Below are 22,726 nucleotides of genomic sequence, written 5' to 3'. Positions count from 1 at the left end.
TTATAAGATTAAAGTTACGATTTATTGAGGTATGTTATTAACTCAAAATAATTTAACTTTGTAATCCAATAGACAAATTATATTCCACAGTAAAAAAACAGACAAAATGACGTTAAAAATCATATTTTACCGATTTTAACGCGTCAAAAAGTCATAAAACAAGCCAAATATGAGTTTTTTTAATTCAATCTTCGGAAGTTCAGAGAACTCAGAAGCTTCAAAAAGTAAAGTAAACTGGACAGAATTAACAGATATGCTTCAATTAATGGAAATCGAAGCCATTTCTAACGAAAAACCAGTTGTCATTTTTAAACATAGTACAAGATGCAGTATCAGCCGAATGGCTTTAAAACAATTTGAAAGAGAATTTGATCTTGAAGAGACAGTTGATCCGTACTTTTTAGATTTGATTGCCAATAGAGATATTTCAAACGAAATTGCAAGCCGATTTGGCGTTTATCACGAATCTCCTCAATTGATTTTAATTAAAAACGGAAAAGCAATTTACAATGTTTCTCACAGCGATATTGACGCTGAAGCATTGAAAAGCAAGATCTAAGTTTTGAATTATGAATTATGAATTATGAGTTGAGCGTTCAAATTGAATTCAAATTAGAGTTAAAGTAAAGAAAGAAAAATCCTGAAATTGCATTTGACAATTTCAGGATTTCTTATTTTTATATTTCTCTATAGTCTAAGCTGAGTGATTAATTACAAAATTCATAATTCATAATTCATAATTCATAATTCATAATTCATAATTCATAATTCATAACTCACAATTAACTTAAAAGCTTCCTCCCGCTCCGCCTCCGCTGAAACCTCCATCTCCAAATTCCATAGGAGAAACTGTTTTTACTTCTGGCTTCATTCCGAAAGTTGAAGCTACTACTAAAGCTTCTGCATTTAAAAGAGAATCTGAATGATTGATTCTATCTGGCTTGAACGTTAATCCGCTTTCTTTTTCTTTTAATTTTTTAATTGAAAAATAAGCTATTGCGAATAAAACTACTCCGCCCAGAGTTAGTGCCACTTCAATTGGCAAAAGAGAGTGATAAAATCGAATGGTATAAATTGAAAATGCAATAGCTAAAAAGCTCATCCAGAGCATTATTCGATCTTTTCTTTTTAATGCCTGTACTAAATAAACTATCGGAACAATGAAAGTAAATGCGTAGAAGAAAAAAGCAAACGGAATATCTGTTCCAGGCTTAACTTCGACACCTAAAAGCTCTGCAGAAAGCTCTCTTACAACTAAGTAATTACAAGAAAGATAAAACAAAACCAAACAAAAGCTATTTGCTAATAAAAGTCCGTTGTAATAATAACTTTCCTTTAAATCATTAATTAGTTTTTTAGTTAAGAAATAAAAAGCTCCTGCAAAAATCATTGCTGTAAATGGTAAAATAGCTTTTCCAATATCTCCAAACTCAAACATTCCGAAAAACAAAAAAGCAGTTACAGCCAAACAAAACACCAACATTGAAAGTACATGCAAATACCTTAAAAACATATACAACGCGGCAATTGAAACAAAAAGTGCAACGATTATTTCGTAACCATCTGTTGTAATTCCCAAAGCACAGCCAACATTTAAAATTGTTCCTAACATAAACGCATCATCTAAACCATGTGAATGAAAATGCTGTCTTCCCAATAATTCAGATCCTCCAAAACCAATAGTCGCAAAAATGTAAAAACAAATTTGGAAATAAATATGCTCAGAATTTATGCCAAACAAAGAAACCATTCCACAAATAGAACCATACAGCATGCTTCCCAATAAAAAAAAACCAATTCTAACTAAAATATTATTTTGACTCTTTAAAACTGGCAATTCTTTTTCTATAAACTTCTTTTGGTCTTTACTAATAAAACCTCCTTTGAATAAAGCATCTGCTTCATCTACTAAAGCTTCATTTTGCAATACTTGTTTATCGTATACTATCATTCTGTTATTTCTTTATGGAAGTTTTTAATTAGCTTAATAAATATTACAATTGAACCAACAAAATAAGCTGGAAGTAAGAAAACAAACAATTCCCAAATACCAGAAAAGTCAACATCTTCAAAAATTCTAAACAAAAATATGTTTCCGCCGATATAGGCATAAACAATCATAAATACATACAAAGACATTGCTTTATAATCATAACTCTCTTTATAAAAATAATAAGTCGAACCAGCTAAAACAAGCGCAAATATTAACCATGTAATTGTATCAAAATTCGTTAAGTTAGCAATTGAAGCAATACTGATAATATGCAAAGCAAAAGTTAGAAAAACCAAACCAAAGTGTGTTTTAAGAGAAATTCGACGGCTGTAAATTGTCCACAAAATCAGTAACACACCAAGCATTACTGCTGAATAACTCAAATTTTGACTGGCATAAAAATCATTATTACTTAGCAAATCCTGTGGTGTTACTGAAAGACCAACATAAGCTGCCAAACCTGTAATCGCGATTGTCAAGACACTCCTGTTATCAAAATAATAAGCACAGAAGAAACTCACTATTGTTGGGACTAAAGTTGCCAATCCGTAATGTTCTCCAAAAGGTTTATATTGAAATTGAAGATATCCAATAAAAATACAAGTCAATATGTTACCCGCTAAAACAAGATATTCTAAAACAGGATGCTCAAAAGTGGTTTCTTCTTTTTGAAATCCTTTAGAATGTTTGAAACAGTAGAAAAAGCAAACCAAAATAACAATTAAAAGTATCGCAAGAATCGCAATATGACCTATTGAATCAATGTTTTCATAAATCAAAATTCCTATTCCTGAAGTAAATAGCAGTACTGATAAATACAGAAAAAGCTTTAATTCTGCGTTTAACGAAAACATACCTAAATTTCGGTAAGCTTTAATTTCTTCAAACTGATTTTCTGTAATTAATCCTTTCTCAAAAAGATCAAGAGTTGACTTTTCTTTAAATTTTTCCATCGTACAATTTAAACTGATGTATCAAATATATATAATTAGCATGAATTTTCTTCTTTAGGTTCAAAAAACCTTTTATTATCTGGAAGCACAAAGTATTATTACTCTTGTAATCAAAATCTTAAAACATAAAATATTTGACAATTTAATTCAAAATTATTTTTATTCTTTTAAATTTGTGCAATCGATTACATCAAACATAAAACCACAAAAAAACCACGCTTAAAATGAAAACAAAACTTATTTTATTGGCATTGCTTCTGCCTTGCTCCTTTCTGTTTGCTCAAAACTATTATATGAGTGCTCCAGAAGGATTTGGAGCTTCTGCAACTGGAGGCGGAAGTGCTACTCCTGTAACAGTGTCTACTTTAACCGATTTAACAGCTAAATTAAAATTAACTACTCCACAAGTTATTTTAGTTTCAGGAACCATCAATTGCACCTATACAAGTCTTCAAGTAAATGACAAAACCATAATTGGTCTTCCAGGCGCTCGTTTAGTCAATTTGGATCAAACCGCCACAGGTTCAGGAATTTTAAGTTTAAAACCAGGATCTAACAATATCATTATTAGAAATTTAATTTTTGAAGGACCTGGCGCGTACGATGTTGACGGACGTGATAATCTGACTTCAGAAGCTACTAATCTTTGGGTTGATCATTGCGAATTTCAAGACGGAATGGATGGGAACTTCGATAATAAAGGTACTGCTGATAACGTAACTGTTTCTTGGTGCAAATTTATTTATTTGAAAGCTCCAAAAGCTGGAGGTTCTGGCGGAACTGATGATCACCGTTTTTCTGACTTGGTAGGCTCTTCTAAAACAGATGCTCCTTCAGACGGACATTATAGCATTACTTTTAAAAATTGTTATTGGGCTGAAGGCTGTAGAGAGAGAATGCCAAGAGCTAGAAATGCGGAACTACATATTTTAAACTGCTATTACAACACTTCTGTTTCGAGCTCATTAGCCATTGGTTTAGGAGGCGGAAGCAACAATACAACTTGTTATGTTGAAGGAACTGATTTTGCTAAAATTGGAACTGCTTTTAAAAGTTATGTAAGCACTGACGGCGGTACAATTGGAATTAGTTTTAACAATTGTCTAAATGCACCTGCAAATTCAGGAACTACTGTAACAAAGCCTTCTTATAATTACACTGTTTTATCAACTTCAAATGTTGCAGAATATATTTCGAACGCGACTTGCGGAGCTGGAGCAACGCTACAAGTTAACGAACAAGGCGCTATGTCTACAAGCTGTAACAATTTAGGATTAAACGATAATGTCAATAACTTGGATTTGAAATATTATCCTTCAGTTATCAATCGTCTTTTAAATATTGATTTTTCAAGTTCTGATAATGGTTTAGCTGAAATTAATTTATTTGCATCAAATGGATCAAAAGTATATTCTCAGTCAAAAAATATTTCTCCAGATGAAAGACTTGAACTAAATGTTGGGAATCTTTCTAAAGGGATTTACATCTGCAAAGTTCAAATCGAAAACCGAAGCAAAACTTTTAAACTGGTAAAAAACTAAAAATTACTCCATAAAAAAAGGTCATTGATTTGTTTCAATGACCTTTTTTACTTTTTACTGCTTACTTTTCACATCTAACAAGATATTAAAAAGCTACTTTCATTTTATCTTTAATCGCATCAAGACATAAATTATTAATACTGCCTTCGTGCGTGTGTTTCGTCTCTTTTGGAGATTTGTACGTTCCCGCTTCTAATTGTTCGGCAACAGCTTTATAAGCATCTCTAAATGGCATTCCTGCTACAACCATTTCATTTAAAGTATCAACCGTAAATAAATAATCGTATTTTTTATCTTCTAAAATATGATCTTTAACCGTAATATCTTTAATTGAAAATATAGCAATATCCAAACAAGATTTTAAAGTTTGGATTGCTGGAAACAAACCTTCTTTTAAAAGTTGTAAATCTCTGTGATATCCGCTTGGAAGATTATTGGTAATTAAAGTGATTTCGTATGGAAGCGCCTGAATCTTATTGCATTTTCCTCTAATTAATTCAAAAACATCCGGATTCTTTTTATGAGGCATAATGCTCGAACCCGTTGTAAGATGCGCTGGCAACCCGATAAAATCGAAATTTTGGCTCATGTACAAACAAACGTCCATAGCAAATTTTGATAATGTTCCTGCAACGCTTGTCATCGCAAAAGCAACTGTTTTTTCAGCTTTTCCACGGCTCATTTGCGCAGCAACGGCATTAAATTTTAAAGTTTCGAAACCTAATTCTTTTGTTGTAAAAGTTCTATTGATTGGAAACGAACTTCCGTAACCTGCAGCTGAACCTAACGGATTCTGATCTACAATTTTAGAAGCGGCGTTCAACATTGTAATATCATCAATCAAACTTTCGGCATAAGCAGAAAACCACATTCCGAATGATGATGGCATGGCGATTTGTAAATGCGTATAACCTGGCAATAATACATTTTGATGTTTTTCTGCCGATTCCATCAGCAAATCAAACAAGGTTTTTACCTGTTCTTTTATAGCTTTTAATTCGTCTTTTAAATACAAATGAACGTCTACCAAAACCTGATCATTACGAGAACGCGCGGTGTGTATTTTCTTTCCTGCATCGCCTAGTTTTACGGTTAGAAGATATTCGATTTTAGAATGTACGTCTTCGAAACTGTCTTCGATTTCGAAATTTCCAACTACAATATCAGCGATGATTTCATTTAATGCATCAACTAAAGAAGTTGTTTCTACTTCAGTTAACAAACCAATCTGACCCAACATTTTCGCATGTGCGATTGAACCTAAAGCATCGTATTTTGCTAAAACCAAATCCAGTTCACGATCGTTTCCAACGGTGAATTGCTCGATTTGTTTATCTGTTGGTATTCCTTTTTCCCAAAGTTTCATAGGTTATGTTTTTTTTCGCCACGAATTCACGAATTATTTTTTTCAAATCTTTACGATTAATTCTTTCGAATTAATTCGCATTAATATCTCGTTTAGATAGTAAAAAATTAATTCGTGAATTCGTGGCGGTTTTTCTTTTTCTTATAATTTAAAGAAATCGGTTAGTATTTTGATATACAAGTCGACTCCTTCTTCAATTTCATTTACAAAAATAAATTCGTCTGCTGAATGCGAACGCAACGTTTCTCCTGGCCCTAATTTTAAAGACTGACAGCTTAAAACCGATTGATCTGAAAGTGTTGGCGAACCATAAGTTGTTCTTCCTAAAGCAATTCCTGCTTGAACCAAACCATGCCCAACTGGAATTGAAGATGCATTTAAATGCATAGATCTTGGCGTTACTTCGGCATTTACATTTGCTTTCACAACTTCTAAGATTTCTGCGTTTGTATAACGGTCTGTTACACGAATATCTACAACCAAATCACATTCTGAAGGCACAACATTATGCTGTTTTCCTGCATTAATCTGCGTTACGGTCATTTTTACTGGCCCTAAAACGTCTGAGATTTTATCGAATTTATAGTTTTTAAACCATTCCATCACTGGAATTGATTTGTATAAAGCATTATCGTCGTTTTGATGCGCGGCGTGGCTTGCGGTTCCTTTTACTTTTACGTCTAAAACTAATAAACCTTTTTCCGCAACTGCTAATTGCATTAAAGTTGGTTCTCCAACAATAGCGCAATCTAATTCTGGTAAACTTTTTAAAACACTATTTAAACCATTTTTCCCACTGCTTTCTTCTTCAGCGGAAGCCACAATTACAATATTATGTGATAGGTTTTGGTTTTCGTAGAAATGAACAAAAGTTGCTAATAATGAAACCAGACATCCTCCTGCATCATTACTTCCTAAACCAAATAATTTTCCGTCTTTTTCTATTGCCTTAAACGGATCGTTTGTATATGCCTGATTGGGACGTACCGTATCGTGATGTGAGTTAAGTAAAAGTGTTGGTTTGTTTTCGTCGAAATATTTGTTGAAAGCCCACACATTGTTGTTTTCTCTTTTGAAAGGAATTTCATTCTGATTGAACCAATTTTCTATTAAAAGTGCCGTCTGGTCTTCTTCACTGGAAAATGAAGGGGTTTCGATTAGGCTTTTTAATAAACTAATTGCTTCTTGGGTAAGCGTATCTATACTTTTCATAAGTTTGGTTTCTTTGCCACAAAGGCGCGAAGTCACAAAGTTTTTTAATTTAAATCTGTGACATTTTTGATTGGCGCAAATTTCTAAAATTAAATTCTAAAAGCACTGCCCAGCTCCGTTTTTTTGCCACTAAATGCATGAATTTTCACAAATTATTTTTTTGTCACAGAATTAAAATCAAAATAAACTTTTTCATGTACGTCTAAAATTATTTTCTCTTCAAACAGAAAAAATTAGAGTCAATTCGTGGCAACATCTTTTATAATGTAATCGTTGTATGCGGAACATCTGAATTTTGAAGCATTTTGTGATGCCCAATTTTGATTTTCTGCACGCCTCTTGATAAACTATTGAAGCAGTTATCCAATTTTGGAATCATACCAGAATGGATTACTTTTTCTTCTTTTAGTTTATTATATAATGCTTCGTTGATTTCTGTTATTACAGAGGAATCATCTTCTGAATCCATTAAAACGCCTTGTTTTTCAAAACAGTAAGTCAGCGTAACATCAAAAACTTCAGATAATGCAATTGATAATTCGCTTGCAATGGTATCTGCATTTGTGTTTAATAATTGTCCGTTTTTATCGTGTGTGATGGCACAGAAAACAGGAACAACGCCAGCTTCTAATAAAGTTGCCAGTAATTTGGTGTTGACTTGTTTTACATCGCCTACAAATCCGTAATCGATTGTTGGATGATTTCTTTTTGTTGATTGAATTAAATTTCCGTCAGCACCCGAAAAACCAATCGCATTATTGTCTTTGGCTTGTAATTGCGCTACAATATGTTTGTTGATTTGTCCGGCGTAAATCATTACCACAACATCAAGCATTGGAGCATCTGTAATTCGGCGTCCCTCAATCATTTGCGGAACTAATCCAATACTTTGCGCCATTTTCGTAGCCGATTTTCCACCGCCGTGAACTAAAACTTTATAGCCTTCAATTTTAGAAAAATCAATTAAAAATTGTTCTAACTCTGCTGGATTATCAATGATGTTTCCACCTATTTTGATTACGGTAACTTTATTCATAAGATTCTAAGGTTCTGAGATTCTAAGATACTAAGTTTTTTTGTGCGCAAAGTTTCTTAGCATCTTAGTAGCTTAGAATCTTAGCAACTCTAAAAAAATTACAATTTCTTCAAAATCTTCTGTAAAACTAATTGTGCTGAATACGTTCTGTTATTTGCCTGTTCAATTACGATTGAATTTTCTCCGTCTAAAACTTCGTCGCTTACAATTACGTTACGACGAACCGGAAGACAGTGCATGAATTTTCCGTTGTTGGTTAAAGCCATTTTTTCAGCCGTTACTGTCCAATTTGGATCGCTGTTGGTTACTTTTCCGTAATCGTTGAAATTACTCCAGTTTTTTACGTAAACGAAATCAGCATTTTCGAAAGCTTTGTTTTGATCGTATTCGATTGTACAGTCTTTTGTGATTTCTGGACTTAATTCGTAACCTTCTGGGTGCGTGATTACAAAATCCATATCTTTTTGCATTTGCATCATTTCTACAAATGAATTCGCAACTGCCTGAGGCAAAGCTTTTGGATGCGGTGCCCAAGAAAGTACTACTTTTGGTTTGTGTTTTGTTTTGAATTCTTCCATTGTAATCGCATCTGCCAAAGATTGTAACGGGTGACGAACAGCACTTTCCATATTTACAATTGGCACTGTAGCATATTTCAAAAATCCTGAAATTACAGTTTCCTGATAATCTTTTTCTTTGTCAACTAAACCTGCAAAAGCACGAATTGCGATAATATCACAATATTGAGAAACCACTTCTGCTGCTTCTTTGATATGTTCTGAAGCGCCAGAATTCATAACGGCTCCGTCTTCGAATTCTAATGTCCAGCCTTCGTTGGTAAAATTCATTACCATAACGTTCATTCCTAAGTTCATTGCCGCTTTTTGAGTACTCAAACGTGTTCTTAAACTCGGATTGAAGAATAACATTCCAAGAGTTTTATTCTTTCCTAAACTTTGATTTTTAAGCGGATTCTTTTTGATTTTTATCGCTTGTTTTACCCATTTTGCTAATGAGTTGATGTCTTTTATTGAGATATAGTTCATTTGTTTTTTTAATTTAGATAATGTAATAATTAGAAAATTGGATAATTGTGCTTTATCTAATTAACTAATTTTCTAATTAATTCATTAGATTATTTTAGTAAACGGAATTTCGTCTTTTAATGCCTTTAAAATAAAATTATCATTTAACCCATTGACAATCCAGGTTTCGATATTCGCTGCTTTTGAAATTGCAGCCGCTTCTATTTTGGACTGCATTCCTCCTGTTCCGTGTGATGATTTCGATTCTCCGATTTCCTTTTCTAACGACTTCAAATCATTTACCAATTTGATTGTTTCTGGATTTTCATCGTGAATAGAATCTTTCGTATAAATTCCATTTGTATTAGTGGCAATTATCAGAATATCAACATTTAAAAGAACAGCTGTTAAAGCTGCTAATTTGTCATTATCCCCAAACCGAATCTCATCTGTGGCAACGGTATCATTTTCATTGATAATCGGAATGTAATTGTTTTTAACCAATACATTAATCGTATTTACAATATTCTTTTTGGTCTGTTCTTTTTCGAAATCAGAATAAGAAAGTAAACACTGCGAGGTATTTAATCCTAGATCTTTGAAATTTTCATTGTAAATCCGCATTAAATGAGGCTGTCCTATGGAAGCTAAAGCTTGTTTTACAAAAACATCTTTATCTTGATTGTCAAGCTTTACAAACTGCTTTGCCGCCGCAATTGCTCCCGAACTCACTATGATAAATTCATACTCGTCGTTTAAAGCTGCAATCTGTATTCCGAGGTCTTCAATCTTTCCCCGCGAAATATGATTGGTTTCCTTAGTTAAAGTATTACTTCCTATTTTTAATAAAATCCGTTTTTTTGCCATGTTTTTTGTTTTTGCCACGAAGGCGCTAAAGCACTAAGTTATTTTAACGCAAAGGGCGCAAGGTTTTTTGCATTCTTTGTGTTTACAAACGCTAAGTTCGCAAAGCTTTATCTATAGTTAAATTCCAATTTTTATCCCGAAGCCTCGGGACCAAATTCCAATAAATCTGAAATTAAAAATCGTTAATCATCAATCTAAAATCTGAACTCTAAAATCTACAATTATCGTATTTGTCCTTCTCCGTAAACGTACCATTTATTGGTTACTAAATGCTGTAAACCAATTGGTCCTCTTTGATGCAGTTTATCAGTACTTATTGCTAATTCGCCACCAAGTCCAAATTGTCCGCCGTCTGTAAAACGGGTTGAGGCATTTTGGTATACTGCTGCAGCATCTATTGCTTCCATAAATTGTTGTGCCGTTTCGTCGTCTCTTGTAATAATTGCTGCAGAATGTCCTCCACAGTATTTATTAATCATATCGATTGCATGATCCTGAGAATCGATGGTTCCAATTACAATTTTATAATCTAAAAACTCTTCGTACCAAATATCTTCGTTTTGAAGTGTTTTCGTATTTTCGAAATTCTCTAATGATTTATCTACAATAACTTCCACTTTTGCTTCTATTAAAGCCTCAATCAGCATTGCTGTGAAACCTTCAAAATTAGGCAGTTTAGAATCTATTAAAACTTTATCTAAAGCATTACAAGCTGAAATTTTAGCAGTTTTAGCGTTTAAAATTACTTTCAAAGCCAAATCAGTATCTGCTTTTTCATGAACGTAAACAAAATTATTCCCGCGTCCGCTTACAATAACAGGACAAGTTGCATGTGCTTTTACAAACTCAATTAGTTTTTCTCCTCCTCTTGGAACAATTAAATCAACTTTTTGAGTTGGCTTTTCTAAGAATGCCTGAGTTTCTGTTCTGTTATAATTCAGATATTCCACCCAATCTTTTGAAACTCCGTTTTCTTCTAAGGCTTTATGCCAAAGACTTACAATTTTCAGATTTGATTTTAAAGACTCTTTTCCTCCTTTTAATAAAATCTTATTTCCAGATTTAAAAGCAATTCCACCTGCTTCGATTGTAACGTCTGGGCGAGATTCATAAATGATTAAAATCGTTCCGAAAGCTGCGGTTTTATTCACCACTTTTATTCCATTATCATGAGTAAAATGAAAACGCTCAACGCCAACTGGATCTTCTTGAGATGCTAATTGGTTTAATGATAAAATCATTTCGTCAACTTTTTTATCATCTACTTTTAAGCGTTCTTCCATCGCTAAATCTGAGCCGTCGTAATCAGCAAGATCTTCTTGATTGGTCAAGATAATCTGATTCCGTTCCTGCTCGACCAGCTTTGCCATAGTCCGCAAAACCGCATTACGTTTTTCAATTGATAATGGATTCATAATTTCTAGTTGCTTGGTTGTTTTTTGGTTGTTTCTTTTTACGAAACTTTATTCATCCTAACAGGTTTTAAAAACCTGTTAGGTTTGCTCCTTGAATATTTCCAAGTTTAGTTTTTACATACCTAACAGGTTTTGGAAACCTGTTAGGATATCGTGAGTTTTAGCTTTTTAATTCTTCTAAACTTTCTTTTAAAGCTTTTACAAACGTATCGATATCAGATTTTTTTACTGTTAATGGCGGTAAAATTCTTAATAGATTTTTATTGTTCGCACTTCCTGTAAAAATGTGTTTTTCAATGATTAATTTCTTTCTTAAAGCTGCAACATCAAAATCAAACTCTACTCCAAGCATTAAGCCTTTTCCTTTTACTTGTTTGATTCCGTCAACTTCTTTGATTTTTTCTAGGAAATATTCATAAACTTCGTTTACATTTTTTTGCAAATCTAGTTTTTCGATTACATCTAAAACTGCAATTCCAGCTGCACAAGATAAATGGCTTCCACCGAAAGTTGTTCCTAATAATCCGAAACTTGCTTCAAATTTTGGAGAAATTAAAATGGCTCCAACTGGAAATCCGTTCCCCATTCCTTTTGCAACGGAGATAATATCTGCGTTGATTCCGTGATGCTGGAAAGCGAAGAATTTTCCGCTTCTACCGTATCCTGATTGCACTTCATCTAAAATTAAAACAACATCGTGTTTTTTACATGCTTTTTCTAAAGCCTGAAAAAACTCAGTTGTTCCTTGATCTAAACCTCCAACTCCTTGAATTCCTTCAATAATTACTGCTGTAACATCACCTTTAGCCAATTCAGCTTCAACCAATTCAATTTGGTTTAGAGGTAAAAAAGTAACAACTTGCTGTGCGTTAATCGGCGCAACAATTTTCTTATTATCAGTAACAGCAACCGCTGCAGAAGTTCTGCCATGGAAAGAATTATCAAAAGCGACAACTCTAGATTTTCCGTTATGGAAAGAAGCTAATTTTAAAGCATTTTCATTGGCTTCAGCTCCAGAACTGCATAAAAACAATTCGTAATCTTCAAGACCAGAAAGTTTTCCTAATTTCTGAGCCAGTTCCACCTGTAAAGGATTCTGAATGGCATTCGAATAAAATCCTAAATGATCTAATTGATTCTTCAATTTTGCTACATAATCTGGCTGTGTGTGTCCGATAGAAATCACACCGTGTCCGCTGTATAAATCTAAATATTCTACTCCTTTGTCGTCAATAATTGTACAATCTACTGCTTTTACTGGAGTTATGTCGTATAATGGGTAAACGTTGAATAAGTTCATGTGTTTTTTGTTTATTTTGTTTCAGGTTTCATGTTTCAAGTTAACTTGCAACATGAAACTTTAAACTTGAAACTATTATTAAAATCCGCTTGGTTTCAAATGTAAACCTGTGGTTTCTTCTAAACCGAACATTAAATTCATGTTTTGAATCGCTTGTCCTGAAGCACCTTTGGTTAAGTTATCTATAATCGATGTTATTAAAACCCGGTTTCCTTTTTTCAATAAACTGATGATACATTTATTCGTTTGCACCACTTGCTTCATGTTGATGTTTGTTGTGGTAACGGTTACAAAAGGTTCATCTTTATAGAAATCTTCGTATTTCGCAACTAATTGTTCCAAACTATCATCACATAATGTATAAAGCGTGGCAAAAATTCCTCTTGGAAAATCTCCTCTATTCGGAATAAAAAGCAATTCACTGTCAAAATCGTCTTGTAACTGTACTAAACTTTCTCCGATTTCTCCTAAATGTTGATGTTCAAAAGCTTTATAATGCGACATATTGTTGTTTCTCCAACTGAAATGAGAAGTTTCTGAAAGACTTACTCCTGCTCCTGTACTTCCAGTTGTTGCATTAATATGAACATCATTATTCAATAAATTATGTTCAGCTAAAGGCAATAAAGCCAATTGAATAGCTGTTGCAAAACAACCTGGATTTGCGATATAATTTGCTTTTTTGATTTCGGCTTTATTGATTTCAGGCAATCCGTAAATAAAATCTTTTCCTTCAAAATGAGCGTCTTTATTTAATCTGAAATCATTTCCTAAATCGATGATTTTAGTATGACTTGCAAACTGATTTTCTTTCAAAAATGAAATCGATTTTCCGTGACCTAAACACAAGAAAACAACATTCACATTTGGATTGATTTCAGCTGTGAAATTCATTTCAATATCGCCCATCAAATCGTGGTGCGCCACAGAAAGCGGTTTTCCAGCGTTTGTTGTACTGTAAACAAAATCGATGTTTACGTTGGGGTGATACATTAAAATTCTGATGAGTTCTCCAGCCGTGTAGCCTGAACCACCAATTATTCCGACATTAATCATAGTTTTATTTTTTTTAAGATTCTGTAAAAAATCTTTGATTTTTATAAATCCGCAAGAACGAATTCAGCGGATAAAAATTTTATTGATTTAATAGTTCCTAATGTTGGATTTAATGCAGTTTCAACATCATAACTAGCGGTATAAAAGGAATTTGCTCCAATTTTATCATAAGGGTCGTCGTTAGGTGCTCTTCTGATAGGAGTTAAAATAAGTCCATCAGCGTTATATGTTATCTTATAATTTCCTTTTACAGCAACATTATTAGGATTAGTAAACTTTATCTCATAGCGTAGCCTAGATGTATTGTTACCAGTATCTGGTGTATATTCAAATAATAAAACTTCATAAGTAATTGCCTTCAAAGTTTCTTTTTCTGGCTTCGCATCATTATCATTTGAACATCCAAAAAACATTAAGAAAAATGGAAGTAAAAAAAATACCTTTGTTTTCAAATTAATTTTATTTTTGAATAATTCATCACAATTAATCATGATCTAATTGATTTACAGATGAGAATATGTTTTGTGCATTTCCAAGAATTTTAATAAATCCTTTTGCATCGTCAGATGTCCAAGCATTGTTCATTTCTCCGTATTGACCAAAACCTGTGTTCATCAAATCGTTTTCAGATTCGATTCCGTCAAGTGAGAAATGGTATGGTTTTAATGAAACTGTAACCGTTCCGTTTACTGTTTTTTGTGTGTCTTGCAAGAAAGTTTCAATGTTTCTCATAACTGGATCTAAGAATTGACCTTCGTGAAATAACATTCCGTACCAGTTTCCTAATTGTTCTTTCCAGTATTGTTGCCATTTTCCAAGAGTGTGTTTCTCTAACAAATGGTGTGCTTTGATGATAATTAATGGTGCAGCAGCTTCAAAACCAACTCTTCCCTTAATTCCAATAATAGTATCTCCAACGTGAATATCTCTACCAATTGCGTAAGCACTTGCCAGTTTTTCAAGAGCTACAATATTGTTTGATGGTTTATCCGTTTTTCCGTTTAAACCAACTAATTCTCCTTGCTCAAAATGAAGTGTTACTTTTTCTTCACCTTCTTTTTGCAATTGTGAAGGATAAGCTTCACTTGGCAATGGCTGACTTGAAGTTAAAGTTTCTTTTCCTCCAACACTTGTTCCCCAAAGTCCTTTATTGATAGAATATTGTGCTTTTTCCCAAGAATAGTGAACTCCGTTTTGAGCTAAATAATCAACTTCTTCTTGTCTTGATAATTTTAAATCTCTAATTGGAGTAATGATTTCGATTTCAGGAGCAATAGTCTGGAAAATTAAATCGAAACGAATTTGGTCGTTTCCTGCACCAGTACTTCCGTGAGCGATTGCTGTTGCTCCTACTTTTTTTGCATATTTTATAGCTTCAATTGCCTGAAAAACACGCTCTGCACTTACTGATAATGGGTAAGTATTATTTTTTAATACGTTTCCGAAAATCAAGTATTTGATAGCTTTATCGTAATATTTATCTAAAATTGTTAAGTTAGCGTGTTGTGCACTTCCTAATTCGTAAGCTCTTTTTTCAATAGCTGTTAATTCTTCAGCAGAAAATCCTCCTGTGTCAACAAGAACAGTGTGAACTTCGTATCCTTTTTCATTTTTTAAATATTTCAAACAATACGAGGTATCTAATCCTCCGCTATAAGCTAATACTACTTTTTTCATTTTTTATAATTTTGGCTAATACTTTCGTATTTAGCAGTTTGAGATTTTTTCTAATTAATTTGACTTAGACAAATAATGACAAGATTTTATTTAAGAATAAAGCTTGTTTAATTTTTTTAAGTCTGTTTAAAACAGCCTCGTTAAAAGGATGTCTTGGTGGTGTTTTTTGTTTTTCTTTTGGATCGTATAACATTCCTGTACAAAGGCACATTTTGTTTTCTTTGCTTTGTAAAATCGGGAAGTTCGTACAGGTTTTACAGCCTGCCCAAAAACTTGGATCGGTTGTTAATTCTGAGAACGGAACTGGTTTATAACCTAATTCAGAGTTAATTTTCATAACTGCCAAACCAGTTGTAATACCAAAGATTTTAGCATCTGGAAATCTCTTCAAAGAATAATCAAAAACTTTCGATTTTATTTTTTTTGCCAAACCATGACTTCTATAATCTGGATGTACAATTAATCCAGAATGAGCAACAAATTTTCCGTGCTGCCAGCTTTCTATATAGCAAAAACCTGCAAATTTTCCGTCTGCCAAAGCAATCATTGCATCACCATTTGCCATTTTTTTCTGAATGTACTCAGTAGTTCTTTTAGCAATCCCCGTACCTCTTAATAAGGCAGATGATTCTATGGTATCGCAGATTTCCTGCGCATACTTAAAATGTTCTTCTTGAGTTACAACAATAGAGATCTTCATTTCAATTATTGAAGTTAGAGTTAAAAATTAAAGCATATTGATTCGCTTGAAATCCAGAATTGAATCCAATAAAATTAAGCATAAAAGAAGTAACATTCTCAAAATCAAAACATTGATTAAGAAAATCTACAAAATAATAAATACTTTTAGGATGTGTTTGTCCAGTGGACAAATTATGTGATTTCAAAATGAAAAATGGATATGAATAAATATACGGCTATAAAACTCAGTGAACACTATAGAGATAGTGTCCGTACTTCGGGAGAAGTAATCGGTGAGTTTGTCCGTGACAAAGAAGTTATATGTAAACTTATTTTATTCATCGGTGCAAAAGTACATTATTTTTTTATTTACAAAACAAAAAATTAAAATTCTAACATTTTTTTTACGTTTTGTGAATATACAGAAAAACAAAACCCGATAATTATTTCTAATTATCGGGTTTTAAATATATTATGTTTTTAAAATTTTACTTTTTCGTAAACGGAATTACTTGTCCATTATCTATAAGTATCATATCGAAACCAGTTTTTGCTTCGTTAAACTTAAATTTTAATCCAGCTCTAGCCGATTCGAATGTATCTTTTTCGTTTGCAACAGGACTTAAAGTAAATTTTGGATAATTTGGAAGTTCTGCATTTAAAGTGCTATTTTTTTCTGTCAATTCAACCGTTAAAGGAGATCTTGCATTAATATAACTACCTAAATACGCATCTAAAACAAGATCTTTTTCAACCTTTCCTTTTCCCGCTGTCCAAACATTATTTGACTCATTATTATCAGGGAAAACATGATCTGGATCTAAAGTGATACTTTCAATTTCTTCAGTAGAATTGTGTTTGAAAGACCAAAAATTATTTCTTTGCCAGATTTCTACAGGTAAATTAACTCTTGATACTTTTCCGCTTTTTGTTTTAACATCTAAAACAATCGGCATTGGCATTTTATCAAAATTTTCAACTGTGATTACCACTCCTTTTGCAGGATCATTTTTCACATATTTAATTGAATTAATTCCTTGATCAAAACGCCAGTTGTTTACGTACCAGCTTCTCCAGAACCAGCTTAAATCTTCTCCCGCAACGTTTTCTATAGTTCTGAAGAAATCGTCTGGCTGTGGATGTTTGTAAGCCCAACGCTCAATGTAAGTTCTAAAAGCAATATCAAAACGCTCTTTCCCTAAAATCTGTTCTCTTAAGATTACTAAACCTGCACTTGGTTTGAAATAACACAACATACCAATGTTGGCTTCTTTCATATTATCAGGCGAGCTCATAATAGTTTCTAAATCAGGTCGTGTAAATGCTTCAGCTTGATGATGCAAATCTGTTGGATCTTCTTTGTATTCGCCATTATTGAATGCTGCTGTGCTTAATGAGTTGATAAAAGTGTTAAAACCTTCATCCATCCATCCAAATAATCTTTCATTAGAACCAACAATCATTGGGAACCAAATGTGCCCAAATTCGTGATCTGTAACACCCCATAAATCTTGTCCTTTAGATTCCCATCCGCAGAAAACAATTCCTGGATATTCCATACCTCCTTCATTTCCTGCAACGTTTGTAGCTGCTGGGTAAGGATATTCAAACCATTGTTTAGAATAATGCTCAATTGATGCTTTTACATATTCTGTCGAACGTCCGTAACCATCACGACCATCACTTTCAACTGGATAAGCAGATAATGCTAAAGATTTTTTACCGCTTGGAAGATTAATTTTTGCTCCATCTAAGATGAAAGCTGAAGATGATGCCCAAGAGAAATCACGTGCATTTTTGATTTTATAATGCCATGTTTTTTCAGTTCCTGCATTAGCACTTGCTGTTGCTGCAACTTCAGAAGCTGTACGAATCATAACTGTTTTATCACTGTTAGATGCTTCTTTATATCTTTTTAATTGTTCAGCAGAAAATACTTCCTGACCGTTTAATAATTCTCCAGAAGCTACAACATAATGATTTCCTGGCACTGTAAGTTTAACATCAAAATCTCCATATTCTAAATAAAACTCAGAAGCACCTAAATAAGGAGGAGTATTCCAACCTCTCACGTCATCATACACACACATACGCGGATACCATTGTGCAATAGTAAAGATTTTTCCGTTTTTAGTTTCCAGAACTCCCATTCTGTCAGATCCTTCAAAAGGTGCAGTGAAAGAGAATTCGATTTTTACTTTTACTGAACCTCCTTTTGCAGCCAATTCCTGAGGAAGGAAAATCTGCATTCTAGTATCTGTAACAATATATTTTGCATTAACTTCTGTTTTGCCAGAAACTACTTTTACAGATTTTATTTTGTTACCGCCATCAAAAACCTGTCCTTGAGCTCCATTACGGCTTCCTGTTAAAGGTACAAGAGCATTTCCTCTAGAATCGTCTTTAAATAAGTTCTGGTCTAAATTCAGCCAAAGGAATGATAATTTATCTGGACTATTATTAGTATAGGTAATTTCGTCTGTACCAACAATTTCATTTGTAGTTCCATTTAATTTTGCCGTAATTTGATAATCGGCTCTGTTCTGCCAGTATTCTACTCCTGGCTGACCACTTGCAGTACGAGTTGAAGTTCCGTTTTTTGTGTAAAAATGAGGACCAAAGGCGTCATGGTAATTATAGTTATTTACTGGATTAGTTGCTGTTGCTGACGGAGTTTGCTGCGCCCAAACAGAAGAAATCCCAAAAAATAAAGCCGCGGTTAAAAAGGCTTTTGCAGATTGCTTTTTCATATTTTTTAGCTGTTTATGTAGCAAATTAATGAAAAAAAAAGCTATTCGCAGAGAAATTTCAAAACATAAATTCAATTTTAGCAAAATTTTATCAATAAAATAATTTCAGTCTTTTTCTTAAAAAACTAAATTTTATAAAATATATTTACATCTCTATAAAAGACATCCACTTTACATTTTACAACTGTGACGACAACAATCTCAAATTCAACATTAAAAGCTTCCATAAAACATGCTGGAGCAGAATTATTTTCTATAAAAGACAATCAAAACAATGAATATATCTGGGAAGGAAATCCTGATTTTTGGGGCAAACACTCCCCTGTTCTTTTTCCAATTGTAGGAACTTTGAAAAACAATACTTATAGAATTAATGGAAAAGAATATCATTTGCCACGTCACGGTTTTGCTCGTGATATGGAATTTGATTTGATTGAAAAAACAGAAAACAAAGCGATTTTCTCTCTTAAATCTTCTGAAGAAACATTGCAGAAATATCCTTTTGAATTTGAATTACAGCTTATTTATACTCTAAATGAAAGTTCATTAGACTTAGAATATAAAGTGATTAATAAAGGAAAAGAGAAAATGCCTTTTTCAATTGGTGCACATCCGGCAATTGCAGTTCCAGGTAATTTTGAAGATTATGCTTTTAAATTCGAAAAAGAAGAAAATTTAAAGTATTATCTTCTTGAAAATGATTTGATTTCGTCTAAGACTAAAATCTTAGAGACAAAAGATAATTTAGTTCCTTTAAATTATGAGTTATTTAAAAATGATGCTTTGATTTTTAAAGCTTTAGAATCAAAATCTTTGACAATTCTTAAAGATTTAAAACCTTATGTAAAAGTTGATTATAAAGATTTTCCAAGTTTAGGAATCTGGACAAAAGAAAACGCACCGTTTGTCTGTATAGAGCCTTGGCTAGGTTATTCCGATACTGATGAAAATTCAGGTGATTTATATGAAAAAGAAGGGATTTTAACTTTAGAAGAAAATAAAGACTTTCAAGCAAAATTTAGTATTACTATATTATAAATTTAAGACATAATGTTGGATTTCAATTTTTCTCCGTTTCCGATAATAGAAACAGAACGCTTAATTTTAGACAGAATTTCAGAAAAAGATGTAAATGAAGTTTTTGAACTTCGTTCTAATCCTGAAACGATGAAATATATTCCGAGGCCTTTAGTAAAAAATTACGAAGATGCTTTGGAACATATTAATATGATTAATGAAAAAATTGAAAACAATACTGGTATAAATTGGGGAGTTAGACTTAAAGGCAATCCCAAATTACTAGGAATTATGGGTTTTTATAGAATGCAACCTGAAAATTATCGTGCTGAAATAGGCTATATGCTTTCTCCTGATTTTCATGGAAAAGGAATTATTCCAGAAGCTGTAAAGGAACTTATCAAATATGGCTTTGGAGATCTAAAATTGCATTCGATTGAGGCTGTAATTGATCCAGAAAATTATGCCTCAGAAAAAGTATTACAAAAATGCGGATTTGTAAAAGAAGCTCATTTAAGAGAAGCAGAATTTTGGGAAGGAAAATTTCTTGACAAGGTAATTTATTCATTATTAGAAAAGTAAGATTTTATTCCTGTTAAATAATCTTACAGGCAATAGATATAAAGCATTATACGTTATATTTGCGCTCAAAATCAGCTAAAAAGCTGTTTTGAATCCAAAACATTTTTATGAAAAAAATACCCGCCTTAATTGTTCTTTTATTCTGTCTACAATTACAAAGTCAGACTTTTGTAAAATTTAATGGTGCTACAGCCTTATTTTTAGTTCCAAATATCGGAATTGAAACAAGCATTGGAGAAAAAACTACCTTTAGCGCCGATGTGATGGCTTCTTTCTGGGAATCTTTCAATGGTCATAGTCCTATGAAATTTGTTACTGTAACTCCAGAAGTTCGTTACCATTTTAAAGAAAAATATAATGGTTTTTATGCTGGAGCACATGTAGGTGCAGATAAGTACGAATTACAAAAATGGAATTATTGGGACAGCAACCGCTATGAAGATGGTTTCGGTTACAGAATTGGAGCTACAGTTGGTTACAACTTAAAATTAAACGATAAATTTTTACTTGACTTTTTTGTAGGTGGCGGATGGCATCAAGGATTTTATCACGGATATTATAATGACGGAACTCCAGGCAGATATGAAAAAGCAGTTCACTGGAACAAAAGTGGTGAATGGCTTCCTTATCGTGGAGGCGTTATGATATCTTATAAATTATAAGATCAATTAAGCTTAGGAAGTGTTTTAATATAAAGTTCTTCTACTTTTTTACGAGCCCAATCTGTTTTTCTTAAAAAAGTAAGACTTGATTTCACACTCGGATTTGAAATAAAACATTTAACTGGAATTAATTCTCCTAAAGTATCAAAGCCATAATAATCGACTAAAATTTCGACAATTTTTTGAAGTGTGATTCCGTGAAGAGGATCTTTAGATTGATTTTGCATTTTATACTTTTTAAATAATAATCAAAAAGACCGTACTATGAAAAGTACGGTCTTTTCTTTTTGTAAAATTACTAAATTGAATTTTACGATAATCAAATCAAAGAATAAATTAGAATACGAATTTAAATCCAATAGAAATAGGAGAAGTCAAATTTGGGTTACTTCCCGCTAAAGCGGTATTATAAAACGGATCTACATTTGCAACGTGTGCTAAACCAAAATTGGTAACTGTAGTTTTGTCTCCAGTTTTAGGATCGATAGTTGTTGATGTAAAGTTTGCCAAATCATAAGAGAACTCTACAGAGAAATTTTTTGTTACAAAATAGTCCAATCCACCAGATAAAGACACCCCAACTTGGTTTACTTTTAATTCACTTTCTTTCTCCTTACCTGTAATAATTGGCACAGCTACTTGTCCAAAGAAATAAAGCGAACTTGCAATATTCCAATATTTTCTCACTAAAGGCTGAGCAACAATTAAATCTGTTTTAGCCGCCGTTCCTGCATCAGAATCAGCTTTAATATTAATATACCCAACTGCTGCACCTACTGCAACTGAAGGCGTAACAAACGTTCCAACAATTGGCAATACTGATAAAGTGGTGTTTTTAGCGTCTGCTGTTTTAGTCTGCTGATATCCAAATTGAGATGTTACAAACCAAGCTCCTTTTAGTCCTTGAGTTGAATCCTGGGCTTTAGCGGTTAAGCCCATAATTACAACGCCGACTAGCGTTACAATTTTTTTCATTATTAAATTTGTTTTTGAAATTATGAGACAAACTTAGAAGTAAGCTTTTCTGTTGGAACTGATTAAAATCATAGATTAAAAAAAAACTTTAATTATCTTAGCCATCATAAAATTTTTCAATTTTGTCTTACATTTGCAGCTATGATAAAATCAGTCAATATACTTAACAAAAGAGCGCGATTCGATTACGAAATAATCGATACATACACTGCTGGAATTGTTTTAGCAGGCACCGAAATAAAATCTATACGTTTAGGAAAAGCGAATATCACAGAAAGCTTTTGTGAATTTAGCGGCATGGAACTTTTTGCCATCAACACTTACATTGAAGAATATTCATTTGGAAATCAGTTCAATCATAAATCTAGAAGCGAACGAAAACTTCTTCTTAATAAGAAAGAATTAAAAACACTTCATAAAAGTGTTCAAGCTAAAGGATTGACTATTATTCCTTTGAAATTGTTTACAAATGAGAAAGGATTAGCCAAATTACAGATTGGTCTTTGTAAAGGAAAGAAAAACTACGATAAGCGCGAATCTCTAAAAGAACAAGATACTAAACGAGATTTAGACCGTATTAAAAAAGCTTTTAATTAAAAAAGCTTTTTTAATTTTTAC

The 22,726-nt window shown here is 32.7% G+C and carries 23 protein-coding genes; 7 read left to right on the top strand and 16 right to left on the bottom strand.

Annotation, left to right across the window (positions count from 1 at the left end):
* Positions 1-169: 169 nt before the first annotated feature.
* Complete coding sequence (ytxJ, locus tag DM444_RS20860; RefSeq protein WP_111290292.1) at positions 170-559, top strand: bacillithiol system redox-active protein YtxJ; 390 nt, start codon at positions 170-172, stop codon at positions 557-559.
* A 228-nt stretch (positions 560-787) separates the two neighbouring features.
* On the opposite strand, the gene DM444_RS20855 is transcribed toward ytxJ, so the two are convergent.
* The gene (locus DM444_RS20855; protein ID WP_111290290.1) at positions 788-1,951 is read right to left on the bottom strand and encodes a hypothetical protein; all 1,164 of its coding nucleotides are present in this window, start codon (positions 1,949-1,951) and stop codon (positions 788-790) included.
* Positions 1,948-2,946: a DUF2157 domain-containing protein gene (locus DM444_RS20850; RefSeq protein WP_111290287.1), complete on the bottom strand. Its 999-nt coding sequence runs from the start codon at positions 2,944-2,946 to the stop codon at positions 1,948-1,950. The genes DM444_RS20855 and DM444_RS20850 overlap by 4 nt, the downstream gene beginning before the upstream one ends.
* 224 nt (positions 2,947-3,170) lie before the next feature.
* On the opposite strand from DM444_RS20850, the gene DM444_RS20845 reads away from it, so the two are divergent.
* Positions 3,171-4,487 (top strand): pectate lyase family protein, encoded by a 1,317-nt coding sequence (locus DM444_RS20845; protein ID WP_111290285.1) that lies wholly within the window; start codon positions 3,171-3,173, stop codon positions 4,485-4,487.
* A gap of 85 nt (positions 4,488-4,572) precedes the next feature.
* On the opposite strand, the gene argH is transcribed toward DM444_RS20845, so the two are convergent.
* The 11 genes from argH to DM444_RS20790 form a co-directional block, all read right to left on the bottom strand.
* Positions 4,573-5,853 carry an argininosuccinate lyase gene (gene argH, locus DM444_RS20840; RefSeq protein WP_111290283.1) on the bottom strand — a complete coding sequence of 427 codons (1,281 nt, stop codon included), beginning with the start codon at positions 5,851-5,853 and terminating at the stop codon, positions 4,573-4,575.
* Positions 5,854-5,994: 141 nt separating this feature from the next.
* Entirely contained in the window at positions 5,995-7,065 is a 1,071-nt protein-coding gene (locus DM444_RS20835; protein ID WP_111290281.1) for a M20 family metallo-hydrolase, read from the bottom strand.
* A 259-nt stretch (positions 7,066-7,324) separates the two neighbouring features.
* On the bottom strand, positions 7,325-8,101 hold the full coding sequence (argB, locus tag DM444_RS20830; protein WP_111290279.1) for an acetylglutamate kinase: 777 nt from the start codon (positions 8,099-8,101) through the stop codon (positions 7,325-7,327).
* A 98-nt stretch (positions 8,102-8,199) separates the two neighbouring features.
* Positions 8,200-9,147 carry an N-acetylornithine carbamoyltransferase gene (locus DM444_RS20825; RefSeq protein WP_111290277.1) on the bottom strand — a complete coding sequence of 316 codons (948 nt, stop codon included), beginning with the start codon at positions 9,145-9,147 and terminating at the stop codon, positions 8,200-8,202.
* 84 nt (positions 9,148-9,231) lie between these two features.
* Positions 9,232-9,993, bottom strand: a complete 762-nt coding sequence (proB, locus tag DM444_RS20820) for a glutamate 5-kinase (RefSeq protein ID WP_111291171.1) — start codon at positions 9,991-9,993, stop codon at positions 9,232-9,234.
* Between the two features lie 221 nt (positions 9,994-10,214).
* Entirely contained in the window at positions 10,215-11,408 is a 1,194-nt protein-coding gene (locus DM444_RS20815; protein WP_239455756.1) for a glutamate-5-semialdehyde dehydrogenase, read from the bottom strand.
* A 160-nt stretch (positions 11,409-11,568) separates the two neighbouring features.
* Positions 11,569-12,708: an aspartate aminotransferase family protein gene (locus tag DM444_RS20810; protein ID WP_111290273.1), complete on the bottom strand. Its 1,140-nt coding sequence runs from the start codon at positions 12,706-12,708 to the stop codon at positions 11,569-11,571.
* Between the two features lie 78 nt (positions 12,709-12,786).
* Positions 12,787-13,764 (bottom strand): N-acetyl-gamma-glutamyl-phosphate reductase, encoded by a 978-nt coding sequence (argC, locus tag DM444_RS20805; RefSeq protein WP_111290271.1) that lies wholly within the window; start codon positions 13,762-13,764, stop codon positions 12,787-12,789.
* 41 nt (positions 13,765-13,805) lie between these two features.
* Complete coding sequence (locus DM444_RS20800; protein ID WP_162615022.1) at positions 13,806-14,216, bottom strand: hypothetical protein; 411 nt, start codon at positions 14,214-14,216, stop codon at positions 13,806-13,808.
* A 31-nt stretch (positions 14,217-14,247) separates the two neighbouring features.
* Positions 14,248-15,441, bottom strand: a complete 1,194-nt coding sequence (locus DM444_RS20795; protein ID WP_111290267.1) for an argininosuccinate synthase — start codon at positions 15,439-15,441, stop codon at positions 14,248-14,250.
* Between the two features lie 64 nt (positions 15,442-15,505).
* Positions 15,506-16,141 carry a GNAT family N-acetyltransferase gene (locus DM444_RS20790; RefSeq protein WP_111290265.1) on the bottom strand — a complete coding sequence of 212 codons (636 nt, stop codon included), beginning with the start codon at positions 16,139-16,141 and terminating at the stop codon, positions 15,506-15,508.
* 201 nt (positions 16,142-16,342) lie between these two features.
* Here DM444_RS20790 and DM444_RS23690 point away from each other — a divergent pair, with 201 nt between their 5' ends.
* Positions 16,343-16,510 carry a hypothetical protein gene (locus DM444_RS23690; protein ID WP_162615021.1) on the top strand — a complete coding sequence of 56 codons (168 nt, stop codon included), beginning with the start codon at positions 16,343-16,345 and terminating at the stop codon, positions 16,508-16,510.
* A 100-nt stretch (positions 16,511-16,610) separates the two neighbouring features.
* On the opposite strand, the gene DM444_RS20785 is transcribed toward DM444_RS23690, so the two are convergent.
* Positions 16,611-18,872, bottom strand: coding sequence for a M1 family metallopeptidase (locus DM444_RS20785; RefSeq protein WP_111290263.1), 2,262 nt, complete (start codon positions 18,870-18,872; stop codon positions 16,611-16,613).
* Between the two features lie 186 nt (positions 18,873-19,058).
* On the opposite strand from DM444_RS20785, the gene DM444_RS20780 reads away from it, so the two are divergent.
* From DM444_RS20780 to DM444_RS20770, 3 genes are all read left to right on the top strand, one after another.
* Positions 19,059-19,910: an aldose 1-epimerase family protein gene (locus DM444_RS20780; RefSeq protein ID WP_111290260.1), complete on the top strand. Its 852-nt coding sequence runs from the start codon at positions 19,059-19,061 to the stop codon at positions 19,908-19,910.
* 12 nt (positions 19,911-19,922) lie between these two features.
* Positions 19,923-20,471: a GNAT family N-acetyltransferase gene (locus DM444_RS20775; protein WP_111290258.1), complete on the top strand. Its 549-nt coding sequence runs from the start codon at positions 19,923-19,925 to the stop codon at positions 20,469-20,471.
* Positions 20,472-20,578: 107 nt separating this feature from the next.
* Positions 20,579-21,133 (top strand): DUF3575 domain-containing protein, encoded by a 555-nt coding sequence (locus DM444_RS20770; RefSeq protein WP_111290256.1) that lies wholly within the window; start codon positions 20,579-20,581, stop codon positions 21,131-21,133.
* Positions 21,134-21,135: 2 nt separating this feature from the next.
* Here DM444_RS20770 and DM444_RS20765 read toward each other — a convergent pair whose 3' ends face one another.
* A complete protein-coding gene (locus DM444_RS20765; RefSeq protein WP_111290254.1) occupies positions 21,136-21,360 on the bottom strand; it encodes a VF530 family protein in 225 nt (74 codons plus the stop codon).
* A 109-nt stretch (positions 21,361-21,469) separates the two neighbouring features.
* Positions 21,470-22,108: an outer membrane beta-barrel protein gene (locus tag DM444_RS20760; RefSeq protein ID WP_111290252.1), complete on the bottom strand. Its 639-nt coding sequence runs from the start codon at positions 22,106-22,108 to the stop codon at positions 21,470-21,472.
* A gap of 141 nt (positions 22,109-22,249) precedes the next feature.
* Between DM444_RS20760 and smpB the strand changes: the two genes are divergently transcribed.
* The gene (smpB, locus tag DM444_RS20755) at positions 22,250-22,705 is read left to right on the top strand and encodes an SsrA-binding protein SmpB (protein WP_111290250.1); all 456 of its coding nucleotides are present in this window, start codon (positions 22,250-22,252) and stop codon (positions 22,703-22,705) included.
* Positions 22,706-22,726 lie beyond the last annotated feature (21 nt).

The organism is Flavobacterium ginsenosidimutans, from assembly GCF_003254625.1.
GTDB classification, from domain to species: Bacteria; Bacteroidota; Bacteroidia; order Flavobacteriales; family Flavobacteriaceae; genus Flavobacterium; species Flavobacterium ginsenosidimutans.
The sequence above is the reverse complement of the archived record's forward strand: the minus strand, read 5'-3'. Positions and strand labels throughout refer to the sequence as shown.

What these genes read in the sequence shown, in the direction of transcription:
- DM444_RS20765 (WP_111290254.1), bottom strand. Translation starts at nt 21,360, where the DNA reads ATGCAAAATCAATCTAAAGATCCTCTTCACGGAATCACACTTCAAAAA.
- argC (WP_111290271.1), bottom strand. Translation starts at nt 13,764, where the DNA reads ATGATTAATGTCGGAATAATTGGTGGTTCAGGCTACACGGCTGGAGAA.
- DM444_RS20775 (WP_111290258.1), top strand. Translation starts at nt 19,923, where the DNA reads ATGTTGGATTTCAATTTTTCTCCGTTTCCGATAATAGAAACAGAACGC.
- DM444_RS20790 (WP_111290265.1), bottom strand. Translation starts at nt 16,141, where the DNA reads ATGAAGATCTCTATTGTTGTAACTCAAGAAGAACATTTTAAGTATGCG.
- DM444_RS20815 (WP_239455756.1), bottom strand. Translation starts at nt 11,408, where the DNA reads ATGAATCCATTATCAATTGAAAAACGTAATGCGGTTTTGCGGACTATG.
- DM444_RS20855 (WP_111290290.1), bottom strand. Translation starts at nt 1,951, where the DNA reads ATGATAGTATACGATAAACAAGTATTGCAAAATGAAGCTTTAGTAGAT.
- argB (WP_111290279.1), bottom strand. Translation starts at nt 8,101, where the DNA reads ATGAATAAAGTTACCGTAATCAAAATAGGTGGAAACATCATTGATAAT.
- DM444_RS20810 (WP_111290273.1), bottom strand. Translation starts at nt 12,708, where the DNA reads ATGAACTTATTCAACGTTTACCCATTATACGACATAACTCCAGTAAAA.
- proB (WP_111291171.1), bottom strand. Translation starts at nt 9,993, where the DNA reads ATGGCAAAAAAACGGATTTTATTAAAAATAGGAAGTAATACTTTAACT.
- smpB (WP_111290250.1), top strand. Translation starts at nt 22,250, where the DNA reads ATGATAAAATCAGTCAATATACTTAACAAAAGAGCGCGATTCGATTAC.
- ytxJ (WP_111290292.1), top strand. Translation starts at nt 170, where the DNA reads ATGAGTTTTTTTAATTCAATCTTCGGAAGTTCAGAGAACTCAGAAGCT.
- DM444_RS20825 (WP_111290277.1), bottom strand. Translation starts at nt 9,147, where the DNA reads ATGAACTATATCTCAATAAAAGACATCAACTCATTAGCAAAATGGGTA.
- DM444_RS20760 (WP_111290252.1), bottom strand. Translation starts at nt 22,108, where the DNA reads ATGAAAAAAATTGTAACGCTAGTCGGCGTTGTAATTATGGGCTTAACC.
- DM444_RS20835 (WP_111290281.1), bottom strand. Translation starts at nt 7,065, where the DNA reads ATGAAAAGTATAGATACGCTTACCCAAGAAGCAATTAGTTTATTAAAA.
- DM444_RS20850 (WP_111290287.1), bottom strand. Translation starts at nt 2,946, where the DNA reads ATGGAAAAATTTAAAGAAAAGTCAACTCTTGATCTTTTTGAGAAAGGA.
- DM444_RS20770 (WP_111290256.1), top strand. Translation starts at nt 20,579, where the DNA reads ATGAAAAAAATACCCGCCTTAATTGTTCTTTTATTCTGTCTACAATTA.
- DM444_RS20785 (WP_111290263.1), bottom strand. Translation starts at nt 18,872, where the DNA reads ATGAAAAAGCAATCTGCAAAAGCCTTTTTAACCGCGGCTTTATTTTTT.
- DM444_RS20845 (WP_111290285.1), top strand. Translation starts at nt 3,171, where the DNA reads ATGAAAACAAAACTTATTTTATTGGCATTGCTTCTGCCTTGCTCCTTT.
- DM444_RS20795 (WP_111290267.1), bottom strand. Translation starts at nt 15,441, where the DNA reads ATGAAAAAAGTAGTATTAGCTTATAGCGGAGGATTAGATACCTCGTAT.
- DM444_RS23690 (WP_162615021.1), top strand. Translation starts at nt 16,343, where the DNA reads ATGAATAAATATACGGCTATAAAACTCAGTGAACACTATAGAGATAGT.
- argH (WP_111290283.1), bottom strand. Translation starts at nt 5,853, where the DNA reads ATGAAACTTTGGGAAAAAGGAATACCAACAGATAAACAAATCGAGCAA.